Genomic DNA, 15,613 nt, shown 5'->3' with positions numbered 1-15,613 from the left:
CTTGCGGGGGTGCGGGGCTTGCGGGGGTGCGGGGTGCCGTTTCGCGTCTCACGCGTCCAGGAGGGGGGCGAGGGCGCGGGCGCGGGTGAGGTCGGCGGGGTCGTCGACTTCCAGGACGCGGGCGGGATCGGCGCGTACCAGGACGGTCCGGCCGAAGAAGCGGTGACCGGTCTTGCGGAAGCCGTCGGCGCGCATCGCGTACGCCGTCCCGGTCTCCAGCAACTCCTCGGGGCGGTCCTGCCTGCGCGGGCGCACCGTCTTGTCGTGGTTGACGCCGTAGCCGCCGTCGGTGGTACCGGGGCGCCAGACGAAGCCGTGGAACGGCGCCGCGGTCAGCGCGCTGTCGGCGCCGCCGTCCAGCACGGCCGAGGCGACGGCGTCGATCTCCGCGCCGGTGACGAACGGGCTCGTGCACTGCACCAGCAGCACGACGTCGACCAGCCGGCCGCGTTCCGCCTCGTAGGCGTCGAGCGCGTGCAGGACGGCGGCCTCGCTGCTGGCGGTGTCGCCGGCGATGGCGACGGGACGGCTGACGACGCCGGCGCCGGCCGCGCGGGCGGCACCGGCGATGACCTGGTCGTCGGTGGAGACGACGACGTCGGTGACGGCCGCGGCGGCCACGCAGGCCCGCACGGCCCGGCCGACCAGCGGTACGCCGCCGACCTCGGCCAGGTTCTTGCCCGGCACGCCCTTCGAGCCGCCTCGGGCGGGGATGACGGCCAGCACGACGGGGGTCATTCAACTCACCTGCTTCCGGGAGTCGTTGGGAACGGGGATGGGAACGGGGACGGGATCGGACGAGGGAGTCGGCAGCCGGCCTCGGTACCGCGCCGGCGCGGTGGGGACGGCGGTCAGACCTGCCCCCAGCGGCGGATGGCCGGGGCGACGCGCTGGACGCCGTGCCGGTAGACGGCGCGGGCCGCGTCCCGGGTGACCCGGCGCGCGAATCGGCGCACGCCGCCGACCCGCGCGTCCGTCGCCGGCACACCGTCGGCGAGCCGCCCGTCGGGGGTGAGCCCGTGCCGGGCCAGCACGCCGGGCAGGTAACCGGGCGCGATCCGCTCGGTCAGGTACGGCTGCGGCGCGGGCAGCCGACCGGCCGCGGCGCGGTCCACCAGGGCGCCGACCCGTTCCCGTACCGCGTCGAACGGGTCACCGTCGGCGATCACCCCGTGCCGCCGCAGCCAGCCGGGGTCGGCGCTCGGCAGCACGCCGTCGTCGAGTTCGTCGAACGAAGCCAGCGCGCCGGAGCCGAGGAACTGGTGGTTGCCCAGCGCCTCGCGCACTCCGAGGTCGGTGACGACGGCGGTCGGGATGCCGCGGTGCATCGCCTCCAGCGCGGCGGTCGAACTCACCGTCACCAACAGGTCGGTGGCGTCCAGCACGTCCCCCATGTGACCGTGCGCGAACTCGACGGTGCCGGGGGCGGTCCCCCCGGGAGCGTTGCGGGCGTTGCTGGCGGGGGCGTTGCTGGCGTTGGTGGGTCTGCTGGCGGCGGTGGGGTTGCTGGGGTCGGTGGGGTTACCGGGGTCGGTGGGGTTACCGGGGTCGGTGGGGTTACCGGGGTCGGTGGGGTTACCGGGGTCGGTGGGGTTGCCGGCGTTGACAGTCCCGCGAGCGTCGGCGGTCCAGCGGGTGGTTGACGCGTTCACGGCGCTGGACGCCTTGGCGGCCTTCGCGGCCCTGGCGGCCTTCGCGGCGAGCGCGGGGTAGGGGAACTCCTCGATGTGGGTGGTGTGTTCGCCGGGCTTGCTGCGCAGCTTGACCACGACCCGGCGCTCCGGGTGGAGTTCGGCGTGCCGGGTGATCCGTTCCATCAGGTACGCGCGGTCGCGCCGGCTCTCCGGAACGGACGGCTGCACCGCGAAGACCACGGTGAACGGCCGCCGCGCCGACGGCCGGTACGGCTCGCCGCCGAGGAACGGCAGCGCCGCGCCCACCACGCCCGACGCGTCCGCGCCCACCCCTTCGTAGACCGTGCGGAACCGGTCCGCGTCGTACGGGCTGTTGGCCAGCACCACGTCGGCGCCGTGCCGCAGCAGCAGCCCGTCGGCGAGCTTCTCGTACACCACGCCGACGTAACCGGTGACGATCACCGGCCGCGGTCCGCCGGCCGGCGGCGCCGCGGCGTTCAGCGCCTGCGTCATCGCCCGTACCGTTCCGCCGACGCACGCCAGCACGACGACGTCGGGCCGACCGCCGTCCTGCGGGTCCCCGGTCGTGCGGGCCAGGAACTCGGCGGCGGTCACCTCCGCCATCGCCTCGGCCCCCACCCCGACCTCGCCCAACTGCCGCACGGTGGGCGTCGCCCGACCACGCAGCAGATACGCCTCCAACCGGGCCTCCGGCGCGATCCGCCGTGCGGTCAGCGCGCCCCACTTCCACCGCGTGTCCGAGTCGGCGAGCACGGCGATGGTCCGCGGGCCGGGGGCGGCGGACTCCGGATCAGGGGCGGTCGTCCCCGGGTGAGGGGCGAAGTTCGGAGTGGGGGCGGGGTCGTCGGACGAGACGGCGGCGGGGGTGGGGGCAGAGGTTGCGACGGGGGTGGATGACGTCATGCGCGACGTGATCGTCTGCTCGGCCGTGGCGGGCGTCCTCCTGTTCGGAACGGCATTCTCCGACTCCGGGACGGACGGGTCCGCAGAGCCGGTGAACGTCGTTCCGCGGGAAAACGCGGAAGGGTCGATGGGCACGACCCAGACGCTAGGAATCAAATCGGAGCGATGGGCGTACGAAGAATCAACAAACGGTGAACGGCGGACCGACGCGAAGCAGAAATGGGGCCTTCCGCGGAGCGATTCACAGCCCGGCCACGGACCGTTCACCCGGCGGTCCGCGGTGCGCCATCCGCCGACACTCGGCCCCGCATAGCGTTCCTGGCGTGGTCAAGCTCTCCGTCATCGTGCCGTTCTTCAACGTGCAGACATTCGCGCCCGACATGCTGAGAAGCCTGGCGTCGAATTCCCGCCCCGATTTTGAGTTCATCCTGGTCGACGACTGTTCGACCGACCTGACACCGGAAATCATGGAAAACGCCGCGCATGGCGGGCTTCCCGGCTCCCGGCTCGTCCGGCACGAACGCAATCGTGGACTCGCCACCGCCCGGAACACCGGTCTTGACGTCGCGGAAGGCCAATACATCACTTTCCTCGACGGCGACGACTGGCTCGCCCCGGGCTATCTCCCGCAGCTCGTGGCGGAAATCGAGCGCCTCGGTGTGGACTTCGTCCGCACCGACCACGTGCAGTGCACCGGCCGCGAACGCGTCATCCGCCGCGTCCCGCACGGCCGCCGCGGCGAGGTCCTGCGCCCGCGCGACGCGATCCTGCCGGCCGGCACCTCGACCTCGGTCGACTACCCCTACGCCTGGGCCGGCGCCTACCACCGCCGCCTGCTCGACGCGGGCCTGCTGCACTTCCCCGACGGCCTGCGCACCGCCGAGGACCGCCCCTGGATCTGGCGGCTGCACCGCGAGGCGGAGTCCTTCGCCGCCCTCGGCCTGCTCGGCGTCTTCTACCGGCGCGGCGTCGCCACCTCATTGACCCAGATCGGCGACATCCGCCAGCTCGACTTCATCCGCGCCTTCGACCAGGTCATCACGGAGACCGCCGAGGACCCGCGCGCCGACGAGTTCCTGCCCAAGGCGGTACGCACCTACTGCGCCATCATCAGCCACCACCTGTCGAACTCCGACCGCTTCGAACCCGCCATCGCCCGCCGCCTGCGCTCCCTCAGCGCCGCCGCCCTGCGCCGCATCCCCCCCGCCCTCCTCACCGAAGCCCTCGACTCCATGGACCTCGACCGCTCCCTCCGCCTCCGCCGCATCCGCCTCCGCAACGCGTTCCGCGCCATGCGGCGAGCCGGGAACGGGGGAGGAAACGGCGGAATGGTCACCGGTGACGGTCCGACTGCGGAGGGAGGTCCGACTGGGGGTGGAGGTTCGGCTGGGGGTGGGGTGGGTGACGGTGAGGTGGCCGGCGGGGGAGCGGTCACCGCTGGCGGTGCGTCGGCTGACGTCGGAGCGACGGCTGACGTCGGAGCGGCTGACGTCGGAGCGGCTGACGTCAGCGAGAGTGCTGACGGTGCGGAGGTGGCGGCGTGATGGCGGACGTATTCCGGAACGCGGAGGACCTCATGCTCGACGGCGCACCCGGCGGCACACCCGACCGCACGCCCACCCGCACGCCCGACGACGTCCCGGCGGCGCGGCGGTCGGAGGCCGGCGCGGTCCAACGCGTACGGATCATGCTGGCGTCGACCCTGTACGGCGCGGCCACTCTGGCGGCGGCCGTCGACAGTGACCGCTTCGAGCGGACCGACCGATGCGTGCTCCTGGTCAGCAACAACGCATCCGTCCCGGAGACCACCCTCCCGCTGGACGCCATGCCGGGCTTCGCCGTGCTGCGCGGCCGTTTCGACGAGGTGCTGTCCTGGAACGACGCCATCTTCCCCTTCCACCCCGGCGGCTGGTCGCCCCGCCCGGACGACGTCCCGCTGTGGGAACGCCACCTCCGCGCCCTGTGGAACCTGGGTGACGCCGCCGTCGAACTCGTCGTGGAATCCCTCCAGGTCGAACCGGCTCTCGCCCTCGTCCAGCTCTTCCCCGCCGCGCCCATCGACCTCTACGCCGACGGCCTGATGAGCTACGGCCCCACCCGTAACAAGCTCGACCTCCTCGTCACCACCCGCGTCCGCCGCCTGCTCCACCTCGACCTCGTTCCCGGCCTCACCCCTCTCCTGCTCTCCGAGCACGGCGTCCGGCCCGAACTCGTTCCCACCTCCGCCTTCACCTCCGTACTCGCCCAACTCGCCACCGCGACCGCGGGCACTTCAGCAGACACCGCCGCGGCGCCCTCCGCCGACCGCTCCCCCGCCGACGGACCGGCCCTGCTGCTGGGCCAGTACCTCGCCGCCCTCGAGATCCTGACCCCGCAGGAGGAGGAAGACCTTCACCTGAGCATGCTGCGCGGCGCCGTCGAACGCGGCCACCGCCGCCTCGTCTTCAAACCGCACCCCACCGCACCGGCCCGCTGGTCCCGCATGCTGGAGCAGGAGGCCGCCCGTCTCGGCGCCGACCTCACCGTGCACGACACCCCCGAACTGGCCGAGGTCCTCTTCCAGCGCCTGCGCCCGGCGCTGGTCGTCGGCTGCTTCTCCACCGCCCTGGTCACCGCCTCCGCCCTCTACGGCATCCCGGTCGCCCGCACCGGCACCGACCTGCTCCTCGAACGGCTCGCCCCCTTCCAGAACAGCAACCGCGTCCCCGTCGCCATCGTCGACGCCCTGTTCCCCCCACTCGCCCCTCCCGGCCACCGCCCTTCCTCCACCGGGGAACTCTCGGCCCTTCTGGTCGCCCTGGGCTTCTGCATGCAGCCCCAGAGCTACCCGCACCTGCGGGACGCGGCGACCGCCTACCTGTCCGCGCACCTCGACGACCGCACCCGCCGTTACTTCAAACGCAAGCGGCTCGCCGCCCTCGGCCTTCCCGGCGCCCTGCCCGCCGGCCTGGCCCTCCCCCGCAACCCCGCCGCGCGCCGCCTGGCCCGCCGGGTCCGCCACGTTTTGCGCGCCCGCGCCCGCCGCCGCGTCGCACAGCGCCCGGGCACGCCCCGATGACCCACCCTCCCCAGGCCACCCCCGGCACCACCGCACCGCCACCGGTTCCGGCACGGGCTCCGCAATCCACACCCGCACCCGTCGCAACGCCCTTGCCGTCAGCGCACGTTGACGCGGCGCCGCTCACACCCGACGGATGCGTACCGCCGCCGACCCCAACAGCCGCACCCACCCCGACGGCACCCACGGCACCCATCGCGCCCACCACACCCACGGCGCCCGCGGCACCCACGACCGCGCCGACCAAGACCCAACCCCCGCCCCGGCTGCGCGCGTTGGACGGTCTGCGGCTGGTCGCCGCGCTGGCGGTATGCGGCTACCACTACGCCGGACGGGACGGCGACATCGCGCACGCCTGGGGTACGTCTCCGCGAACACTGTTCCCCTCCTTGTCCGGTGCGTTCTCCTACGGCTGCCTGGGCGTCCAACTCTTCTTCGTCATCAGCGGTTTCGTGATCTGCCTGAGCGGCTGGGGCCGGTCGACGCGTGCCTTCGCCGCGTCGCGGGCATCACGGCTGATGCCCGCGTACTGGGTCGCGGTGCTGCTGGTGACGGCGGTCTTCGCGCTCCCCGGGGTCACGGCACACCACCCCGTCTCGCCCAGCGACCTGCTGACCAACCTGACGATGTTGCAGAGCCCGGTGGGCGCCCACCGGGTGCTCGGCGTGTGCTGGACGCTCTGGGCGGAGCTGCGCTTCTACCTCCTGTTCGCCTTGTGCGTGTTGTGGCGCGGTGCGACGCGCCGGCGGGTGCTGTTGTTCTGCGTCCTGTGGACGGCCGCGGCCGTGCTGGCGGACGGCGGGCACGCCGCGTTGCTCGATGAGGTGGTGATGCCTCAGTACGCCCCCTTCTTCATCGGCGGCGTGGGGCTGTACCTCGTTCACCGCTTCGGCCACGACGCGACGGCCTGGTCGGTGGTGGCGGTCAGCTGGCTGCTGGGGCAGCACTACGCCGTGCGGGATCTGGTGGCTCCGGCGCACACCGCGGTGTTCCACCACCGGTCGCAGCTGGTGGTGATCGCGCTGGTGACGCTGGCCTTCGGCGCGGTGGCCGCCGTGACGCTGACGCCGCTGGGCGGAATCGGCGGGCGGTGGCTGACCACGGCCGGTGCTCTGACGTATCCCTTCTATCTCGTGCACGAACATCTGGGGTGGGTGGTCATCGGCGTCCTGGCGCGCGGGCAGCGGATCCCGGCGCCGCTGGTGCTGACGGTCTGCGTGGCCGTCATGCTGGCGCTGGCCTGGCTGATCCACGTGGGCGTCGAGCGGCGCTCCACCCGGTGGATCAGGCGGGCTCTGCTGGGCTCGGCGCCGCGGCCAGCTTCGCGTCGATTCCCGCGATGACGATGGAGAGGCCGGCCTCGAAGCCCTCCTCGTAATCGGCGAGAACCTCCTCGCCCATCTCGGCCGCGGCCGGGTACCGCTCGCCGAGCCGAGCCGCGCGTTCGACCAGGTCGTAGCGCGGGTCCCGCTCCCCGGGAATCGGGTAGACCGCCTGCTCCTCGATCACGAACCCGATCGTGTAGGAGTACGCGGTGGCCCAGGCACGAGCCGCCGATCGCAGAGTGAACCCTTGTCCGACCAGGGTTTCAAGGGCGCTCTGCAACGGCGCCGCGTAGTCCGTGCCGGTGAAGGTGGTGCCGCTGAACACCTTCGCCCCATCCCGATACCCGAGCAGCGTGGAGCGCAGCGCGCGCATCGCCTGGGCGACCCACTCCCGCCAGTCCGCTTCCGGGCGTGGTCCGTCCTCGGAGTCGTCATCCAGCTCCACGGCGCGCATCATCCCGCGGAGAATCTGGGTGGCCATCTCGTCGAGCAGGGCCTGCTTGCTGGTGAAGTGCCAGTACAGGGCAGGGGCCTTGACGTCCAGCTCGGTCGCGATGCGGCGGAGGGAGAGCCCCTCCAGCCCGGTCTCGTTGAGCAGCTTGAGGGCCGCTTCCACCACGGTCAGCCGATCCAGTCGCGTCACCACCTCTCGATCCTCGCAGGTTCCTGGCCGGCCTTGACAACTTAACACCGTTAAGGAGATGCTGTCGAGAGTGAACTTAACGACGTTAAGGAAGGTCGAGTCATGAACGCTCTCACGCCGGAGAACGAGACAGCCACGAGCCCGGAATTCCGGGAGCACGGTCCCGCGGACGGCACAGCCCAGGAGACTTGGAACGCTTCGAAATCCCCGGGGCCTTCGAAGGCCCCAAAGTCTCCGGAAGCCCCGGAGACGCGAGAGCCCGGGGCTGCCCACGCGGTCCGCACACCCTCGCGAGAAGAGGCGGCCCTCGCGCCCCCGCCGGAAGAAAAGGGGGTGCAGGCCGAGGTCCTCATCGTCGGAGCCGGCCCGGCCGGGCTCACCCTGGCCTGTGACCTGGCCAGGCGGGGCGTCAGGGCCCGGGTCGTCGAGCAGTCCCACGAACTCTTCCCGGGCTCGCGGGGCAAGGGAATCCAGCCTCGGAGCCAGGAGGTCTTCGACGATCTCGGGGTGCTGGAGGCCATGCGGGCCGACGGCGAGCCCTACCCCCTCATGACCAACTGGGAGAACGGGGAGCGCTCCGACACCTGGGACATGCTGACGCGCTCTCCCTCATCGCCGCGGGCGCCCTACGGCGAACCGCTGATGCTCCCGCAATGGCGGACCCAGGAGATCCTCTTCACCCGCCTGAAGGAGTGGGGAGGTGAGGTCGAGTTCGGGGCCCGGCTCACCGGCTTCGGTCAGGACGCCGAAGGGGTCACCGCAGAGATCGCGGACCCGGAGGGCAACACACGGACCATCAGGGCCGCGTACCTCGTCGGCACCGACGGCGGCCGCAGCACCGTGCGCCGGGCCACCGGGATCGGTATGTCCGGCGCGGCGCTCGACCCCGGATCGTCACTGGTCGCCGACGTCCGGGTCGAAGGCCTCAGCCGCGACTTCTGGCATGTCTGGCCCAAGGCCGAAGGGGGCGTCCTCGTGATGTGCCCGCTCACGGCGACGGAGGACTTCCAGCTGGTGGCCCGGTTCTCGGAGGACGCCGGGCAGCCCGATACCTCGCTCGACGGAGTAAGGGCGGTGGTCGCCGCCCGCACCCACCTGTCGGCCGAGCAGGTCACCGAGGTCCACTGGTCCTCCGTCCACCGACCGCGCGCGGCGATGGCCGACCGCTTCCGGGCCGGCCGGGTCTTCCTCGCCGGCGACGCGGCGCACATCCACCCGCCCACCGGCGGCCAGGGGCTCAACACCAGCATCCAGGACGCCTACAACCTCGGCTGGAAGCTCGGCCAGGTCCTGCGCCACGGTGCCCCGGACGAACTGCTCGACACCTACGAGGAGGAGCGGATTCCGGTGGCCGCCGGCGTGCTGGGGATCAGCACCCGACTGCTCCGGACCGCCGGCGGTGAACGCGGTGCGTTGGCCGAACGCGGCCCGGAAACGCAGCAGTTGGGCATCGGTTACCGGGGTGCGACGCTGGCGGCCGAGACCCGTGACGCTCTCGCGGACGACGCGCTGCAAGCCGGCGACCGGGCACCGCAGGCCGCCGGTACCACGAGCGACGGTGAGACGCTGAGCCTCTTCGACGCCTTCCGGGGACCGCACTTCACCCTGCTGGCCGTAGGTCTCACGCCGCCCGCGCCGGCCCCGGACTGGGTGCGCGTCCTGCGCCTGGACGGAGAAGAGGTCCGCCGAACGTACGGCGAGGGGCTCTTCCTCATACGTCCGGACGGCTACGTCGGGCTGGCCGGCACCGATCCGGCCGCGGTCGCGGAGTATCTGAGCCGCTTCCAGGGCTGATCCGGCCGCCCCCGATGATGGGGCCAGGAGCGGCCTGGTTCACGCCGGAGGACTCAGAAGGCGTCGGTGGGCACGTACTTGCCCCAGATGTCGCGGAGCGTGTTGCACACCTCGCCCACGGTGGCGCGGGCTCGCAGCGCCTTCTTCATCGGGAACAGGACGTTGTCGGTGCCCTCGGCAGCGACCCGAAGCTCGGCGAGCGCGGCGTCGACGGCGGCCTGGTCCCGGCTCGCCCGGAGCTTCGCGAGGCGGTCGGCCTGCTGGGCTTCGATCGTGGGGTCCACGCGCAGCGGCTCGTACGGCTCCTCCGCGTCGAGCTTGAAGCGGTTGACGCCGACGACGACGCGGTCGCCCGCGTCGGTCTCCTGGGAGATGCGGTACGCGTTGTGCTCGATCTCGCCCTTCTGGAACCCGTGCTCGATCGCGTTGACCGCCCCGCCGTAGTCCTCGACCTTGCGCATCAGCTCGAGGGTGGCGGCCTCCACCTCGTCCGTCATCTTTTCGATGACGTAGGAGCCGGCGAACGGGTCGACGGTCGCCGTGACGTCGGTCTCGTAGGCGAGGACCTGCTGGGTACGCAGCGCGAGCCGGGCGGACTTCTCGGTGGGCAGCGCGATGGCTTCGTCGAAGGAGTTGGTGTGGAGTGACTGGGTGCCGCCGAGCACCGCCGCGAGTCCCTGGACCGCGACGCGCACGAGGTTGACCTCGGGCTGCTGGGCGGTGAGCTGGACACCGGCCGTCTGGGTGTGGAACCGCAGCATCTGCGACTTGGGGTTCTTGGCGCCGAACTCGTCGCGCATGACGCGGGCCCAGATCCGGCGGGCGGCACGGAACTTGGCGACCTCTTCGAGAATGGTGGTGCGCGAGACGAAGAAGAAGGACAGGCGCGGCGCGAAGTCGTCGACGTCCATGCCGGCGGCGATCGCGGTCCGCACGTACTCGATGCCGTCGGCGAGGGTGAAGGCAATCTCCTGCGCGGGCGAGGCACCGGCCTCCGCCATGTGGTAGCCGGAAATCGAGATCGTGTTCCACTTCGGGATCTCGGTCCGGCAGTAGGCGAAGATGTCGGCGATCAGGCGCAGCGACGGCTTCGGCGGGAAGATGTAGGTCCCGCGGGCGATGTACTCCTTGAGCACGTCGTTCTGGATGGTGCCGGTGAGCTTGTCGGCGGAGACGCCCTGCTCTTCTGCGGCGAGTTGGTAGAGCACGAGCAGCAGGGCCGCGGGGGCGTTGATGGTCATCGACGTGGACACCTTGTCCAGCGGGATGCCGTCGAACAGCACCAGCATGTCGTCGAGGCTGTCGATCGCGACGCCGACCTTGCCGACCTCACCGTGGGCGATCGGCGCGTCGGAGTCGTGGCCCATCTGGGTGGGCAGGTCGAAGGCGACGGACAGCCCCATCGTGCCATTGGCGATGAGCTGCTTGTACCGGGCGTTGGACTCGGTGGCGGTTCCGAAGCCGGCGTACTGCCGCATGGTCCAGGGCCGACCGGTGTACATGTTGGGGTACACGCCACGGGTGTACGGGTACGAACCCGGTTCGCCCAGCTTCTGCTGGGAGTCCCAGCCGTCCAGGTCAGCGGGCCCGTACACCGCTTCGATCGGCAGCCCGGACTCTGACTCGCGACCCATGGTGGACGCCTCCCGCCTCGCCGACCGGCAATCGTCGCCGGCAGTGGTGTCTTGTCTTCGCACCGGACTGTAGTGGCGAGCGTTCCACCATGGATACAGGACCGCTGGGATCTTGCTCACACCCCGGCCCTGAACAGCCCGGTTGGGCGAGCACGCGACACGAGGCGGGTGGTACGGACCTGTTGACGCGGGCGGGGCGGGGGGAAAGACGCCCCGCCCGCGTCAGGCGCGGGGTTCGAGCCGGAAACGGGGGAACCGGCGTACCCGCGGACCGATGACCAGTCGGTCTGATTACTTCTGCGCCGGGCGGCCTGATTGTGTTACATCCGCCCCGGGGACCTCACCCTGACAGCGCTCCGAGGAGTTCATCCCCGGCCACCTTGCGGCATCAACCGCACCGGGGCCGGTCCCTCCGGCGCCGACGCTCCCACGTCCGGCGCCGTCTCCAGCACCGCCGTTCCCGCCTCCGCCATTCCCACCTCCGCCAACTCCGCCTCCGCCATCCCTTCCTCCGCCATCCCTTCCTCCGCCAACCCCATCACCGGCAGCCCCACCTCCGACACCGCCGGCGCAAGGGGCGGATGGCGTTGGGCCCGTTGCCGGCACCGGAGGAACGGCTGTCGGTACCGGAGGAACGGTTACCGGCGCCGGAGGGAGAGTCGTCGGCACCGGAGGGGCGGGGGCGGGCGCGGTGGACGGCACCGTCGCTGAGGGGGCGGGTGTGGCGGTCCCGGCGCGAAGGGACGCCTTGGGGGTGGCCGTCGGCGCGGGGCACGGAGCGGCGGAGGAGACGGAGGGAGCCGTGGAGGGGGCCGGGGACGGCGGTGCCGGTGAAGGCGTGGCCGGGCAGCAAGCCACGGGAGTCGGCGGTAGGTCGTGCGACGTGATCGGGGGTGGGGATGCCGTGCCGCCGCCGAGGTGGGACGGGGTGTCGGAGTCGGCGACGTTCCGGCAGTAGGCGCTGACGGAGGACCAGCCCTGGGCCGGGGCCGCGAGCAGGCCGGCGGGGACGGTGGAGCCGTGGCCGGACTCGGCGGCGAGGTACTCCTGGCAGAGGCGGTCGGTGTCGAAGCCGCCGAGCGTTCCGGAGACGGTGTGGTGGGGGGCGGCAGGGGCAGCGGTGGACGCCGGCTCGCCGAGGGGGGAATCGCCGGAGGGGCGGGGGCCGGAGCCGGGGAGTTCGTCGGCGGGGCGGTTGAGCGGGCCGGCGGGATCACCGGAGCCGGTGGGCGTGGCGGAGACCGAACCGGCGGGCTCGGGCCGTTGCGGCGGTTCGGTCGACCGGTACCGGTGGCCGTGCTGGCCGGTGGGATGCGGGGCGGGACCGTAGCCACCGCCGGAGAAGGGTGACGGGATCACGCCGACCGCTGCGGCCGCGACACCGCTGGCCAGCACGGTCGCGGCGACAACCGACCCGAGCAGGACGCGCGTCGAGCCGGGCCGGAAGCGCCGGGCCGGCCCGAGCTGTTCTCCACCGTCAACGACGCGCGCAGCATCCGCCCGATCGAACGAATTACGCGGCAGGCCGTCCGGCGCGTCATCCGTTCGGCCGGCGCCCACACCCACACCCGCGCCGCGGCCGTCGGCACGCCGACCGCCGAATCCCGCCTTATCGAACCCCGCTCCACCGAATCCCGCCACACCCGTGCCCCGCGCGGCGCCGCCCGGCCGGTCAACGTGCCGCCTGCGAACGCGCCGCCCGGCAGATCCGGCCGCCTTCCCCGTCCTCGGCGGTGCGGACGTCTCACGCGTGGCCGAGTGGACGGTGAGCAGTTCGACGGGAACGAGGTGTGGGGCGGACGGTCTGGCGCGGGCGAGGCGGAAGGCGGCGAGGGCAGCGTCCTCGCGGTCCTGGTCGATGATCGGACCGGAAGAGGCGTAGGGCGGGGTGGCGGGCTCACCTGCGGCGGAGTTCAGGAGAGCGGCGAGAGCGCGGTAGCCGTCACCCGGTGGCTTCTGTGACGTCCGGTCCCCAAACTCATCCCTTTCGGTGAACTTCCCCTCGGGGAGCGGGAACGGGAACACGTCCACCAGCCCGGTCGTGCCCGGCGCATCGGCGACGCCGCCGACCCCGGCCGGGTCCGCGGTCCAGGGGTATCCGGAATCGGCCGGTTCGCCGTTCAGCAGGCGCTCGGCGGTCTCGTCGTCCAGCCATTCGTGTCGACTTCCGCTCATCTCACGTCTTTCTGCGCCGGCGTGCCCGCAAACGTCACACCGTCGGACGTCGAAGTTTCCGTCAGCAGTTCCGCCAGCCGCCGAAGGCCGCGGTGGGCCGCGGTGCGGACCGCGCCGGGACGTTTGCCCAGCACGTCGGCCGCGCCCTTCGCGTCGAGGCCGACGACCGCGCGCAGGACGACGGCCTCCGCCTGGTCGAGCGGGAGCCGGGCGATCAGCCGCATGGCCCGTCCGGTGGCCAGCGCCTCCAGGGCCTGATCAGCGGTGTCGGCGCGGTCGGGCAGGGTGAGCAGCACGTTCTCGTCCCCGCCGGCGACAGGCCGGCGGCCGGTTCTGCGGATGTGGTCGAGCGCCCTGTTGCGGGCGATGGTGGCCGTCCAGCCGCGGAAGCGGTCCGCGTCACCGCCGAAACGTTCCAGGTCACGGGCTATCTGCAGCCATGCCTCGGAGGTCACGTCCTCGGCGTCGACCTCGCCGACCAGGGCGCGGACGTAGGCGAGCAGCCGCGGATGCACTGCGCGGTAGACCACCCGGAAGGCGGTCTCATCGCCCCGTTGGGCGGCGTCGACGGCAGCCGTCAGCCACGCGTCACCAGAGTCATGGTCAGCCCCCGCCACGGGGGTCATCATGCCCGATACACCTGTCGGCGCCGAGAGTTCGTACCGGACCAAACGTGACCTCTCCCGGACGCGGCGCCGCAGAGCTCGGGCGTGGCACTGAAGGCCTTGGGCGTGGCACTGGAAGAGGGTGAGCGACGTGAGAAACGGCCCGCGGCGCGGGAGTGCGCCGCAGGACGCCGCAAGGGGAAGCGGTCCCGGCCGCCTCTCCTTCCGAACGTTCAGCGCCGCGACCTTCGAACGTTCGACTCCGTCCGCGCGGTTCGGCTCCCCCGGACGGTACGGCTCCCCCGCACGGTTCGCGCCCCCTCCGGCGCCCCAGGCGCCCCCGGCACCCCGGCACCCCGGCACCCCGGCACCCCAGCACCCCAGCACCCCACAACCTCATCCCCTCGGCCCCTCAGCCCTCCAGAAAACCCGCACGCGGCCATGGCACCTCCTGACCGGCCTTCACCAAGAGGACACGCTCGTACGAGTGAAATTCATGGATGTGTCAGACATGGCGCCGCATTCAGAGCTACTTTTGTGAACGAGCGCGCGAGGGCGATCCCCCGTCCTCGCGGGTCCCCCGCAGGAACAATTTTCTCCTTAACAACGGCCGTCGCGCGGTTCTTGGAACGCGGCATCCGTGAATTGCGTCCATGGATGGTGTCCGGCTTTCCACGAGAGCCGAGGCCGTTCCAGTTCATCCGCACCCCCAGGTGTCCGAAGGAGTCCCAAGCTGGCCAGCGACCTCCCGGCGGTTCCGCACGTCCCGCGGACCACAGCGTCGGCCCCTCTTCCGCCGCAGAATCGCGGCGGCACCGGGATCGCCGCACTGAGCGGAGCAAGCGGGCTGGTCCGGCTCAACTCCTTGTCCCCGGTGGACGCGGAGGCGGAGTTCCTCGAATGCTGCGGCAGCCACCGCTGGGCACGGCTGATGACGAGCCACCGCCCGTACCCGGATCCCGGCGCCCTGCTCGCCGCCGCGTACGAAGCCGCGTACGACCTCGACCCGTCCGACCTCGCCGAGGCGCTGGCGGCGGAGAGCGCCGAACCGCTGCCCCCCGGCGGCGGCCAGGCCGCGCAGACCGCGTTGAGCGCGGCGCACGCCGAGTACGAACGGCGCTTCGGCCACGCGTTCGTCATCAGCGTGGCCGGCGTCGTGCGGGACGAGCAGGTCGACCACATCCTCGCGGGCATCCACGCCCGTCTCGGCAACCGCGAGGAAGCCGAACGGACCATCGCCGAGGACGAACTGCGCGCCCTCGCTCTCGCCCGTCTCGCCACACGCCTCGTCACGCCGCCCCCATCGGCAGCCACCCCACCGGCCGCCAACCCGGCATCCTGAGCGCACCCCACCCCCGGCGACAGCACCTCCCCGGAGGACGACGCGCGCCCGAACAACCGGCCCCCCGGACGACACGCCCGACGCCGGGCACCCCCACGCCGAGCACCCCCACGCCAGTGCCCCAGCAGCCGGACACCCGAGGACGGCGCCACGCCATCCGACGACGAGTCCCCCCGAACGGCCGCACACCCCCACCCACAGGCGCCCCGGACGGCGGCACGCACACCCCCACCGACACGCAGCCCCCGGACGGCAGCACCCGCACCCCCACCGACACGCGCCCCCAAGACGGCAGCACGCACCCCCAGGACGGCGACACACCCTCCCCCGGCAAGCGCCTCGGGACCGCGACACGCCCGCCGAAAGCGCCACCCAAAAACGCGCCACGCCACGCACCGGCGCGCACGCCGTCCCGCAACGACCTCCCCAACCCCTCCCCCACCGGTGCGCCCCGCTCCCCACACAGCTCACCCCACGCC

9 protein-coding genes and 2 pseudogenes are annotated in these 15,613 nt (G+C 72.3%); 5 read left to right on the top strand and 6 right to left on the bottom strand.

The genetic code is table 11. The features are described from left to right. Positions 1 to 51: 51 nt before the first annotated feature. Both POF43_RS33730 and POF43_RS33725 read right to left on the bottom strand, forming a co-directional pair. Positions 52 to 738: pseudogene (locus tag POF43_RS33730) on the bottom strand (acylneuraminate cytidylyltransferase family protein); the annotation flags it as partial. 113 nt (positions 739 to 851) lie between these two features. Continuing rightward, positions 852 to 2,408, bottom strand: a complete 1,557-nt coding sequence (locus tag POF43_RS33725; RefSeq protein WP_372516190.1) for a DUF6716 putative glycosyltransferase — start codon at positions 2,406 to 2,408, stop codon at positions 852 to 854. A 473-nt stretch (positions 2,409 to 2,881) separates the two neighbouring features. Between POF43_RS33725 and POF43_RS33720 the strand changes: the two are divergent. From POF43_RS33720 to POF43_RS33710, 3 genes and pseudogenes are all read left to right on the top strand, one after another. Further along, positions 2,882 to 3,836 (top strand): annotated as a pseudogene (locus POF43_RS33720) (glycosyltransferase family 2 protein); the annotation flags it as partial. Between the two features lie 409 nt (positions 3,837 to 4,245). Further along, positions 4,246 to 5,616, top strand: coding sequence for an alpha-2,8-polysialyltransferase family protein (locus POF43_RS33715; protein WP_282704943.1), 1,371 nt, complete (start codon positions 4,246 to 4,248; stop codon positions 5,614 to 5,616). A gap of 275 nt (positions 5,617 to 5,891) precedes the next feature. Beyond that, the gene (locus POF43_RS33710) at positions 5,892 to 6,959 is read left to right on the top strand and encodes an acyltransferase family protein (protein WP_372516188.1); all 1,068 of its coding nucleotides are present in this window, start codon (positions 5,892 to 5,894) and stop codon (positions 6,957 to 6,959) included. Here the strand turns inward: POF43_RS33710 and POF43_RS33705 are convergent. Next, positions 6,901 to 7,587 (bottom strand): TetR/AcrR family transcriptional regulator C-terminal domain-containing protein, encoded by a 687-nt coding sequence (locus POF43_RS33705; protein WP_271324882.1) that lies wholly within the window; start codon positions 7,585 to 7,587, stop codon positions 6,901 to 6,903. The genes POF43_RS33710 and POF43_RS33705 overlap by 59 nt on opposite strands. A 330-nt stretch (positions 7,588 to 7,917) precedes the next feature. On the opposite strand from POF43_RS33705, the gene POF43_RS33700 reads away from it, so the two are divergent. Next, positions 7,918 to 9,378 carry an FAD-dependent monooxygenase gene (locus tag POF43_RS33700; RefSeq protein WP_271324883.1) on the top strand — a complete coding sequence of 487 codons (1,461 nt, stop codon included), beginning with the start codon at positions 7,918 to 7,920 and terminating at the stop codon, positions 9,376 to 9,378. Between the two features lie 53 nt (positions 9,379 to 9,431). Here POF43_RS33700 and POF43_RS33695 read toward each other — a convergent pair whose 3' ends face one another. The 3 genes from POF43_RS33695 to POF43_RS33685 form a co-directional block, all read right to left on the bottom strand. Continuing rightward, positions 9,432 to 11,012 carry an acyl-CoA mutase large subunit family protein gene (locus tag POF43_RS33695; protein ID WP_271324884.1) on the bottom strand — a complete coding sequence of 527 codons (1,581 nt, stop codon included), beginning with the start codon at positions 11,010 to 11,012 and terminating at the stop codon, positions 9,432 to 9,434. Between the two features lie 365 nt (positions 11,013 to 11,377). Beyond that, the gene (locus POF43_RS33690) at positions 11,378 to 11,530 is read right to left on the bottom strand and encodes a hypothetical protein (RefSeq protein ID WP_271324885.1); all 153 of its coding nucleotides are present in this window, start codon (positions 11,528 to 11,530) and stop codon (positions 11,378 to 11,380) included. A 1,653-nt stretch (positions 11,531 to 13,183) separates the two neighbouring features. Continuing rightward, positions 13,184 to 13,816, bottom strand: a complete 633-nt coding sequence (locus POF43_RS33685; RefSeq protein ID WP_271325829.1) for an RNA polymerase sigma factor — start codon at positions 13,814 to 13,816, stop codon at positions 13,184 to 13,186. A 709-nt stretch (positions 13,817 to 14,525) separates the two neighbouring features. On the opposite strand from POF43_RS33685, the gene POF43_RS33680 reads away from it, so the two are divergent. After that, positions 14,526 to 15,134, top strand: coding sequence for a 2-oxo-4-hydroxy-4-carboxy-5-ureidoimidazoline decarboxylase (locus tag POF43_RS33680; protein ID WP_372516189.1), 609 nt, complete (start codon positions 14,526 to 14,528; stop codon positions 15,132 to 15,134). Positions 15,135 to 15,613: the final 479 nt, after the last annotated feature.

The organism is Streptantibioticus silvisoli (assembly GCF_027947535.2).
Taxonomy (GTDB): Bacteria; Actinomycetota; Actinomycetes; order Streptomycetales; family Streptomycetaceae; genus Streptantibioticus_C; species Streptantibioticus_C silvisoli.
The sequence above is the reverse complement of the archived record's forward strand: the minus strand, read 5'-3'. Positions and strand labels throughout refer to the sequence as shown.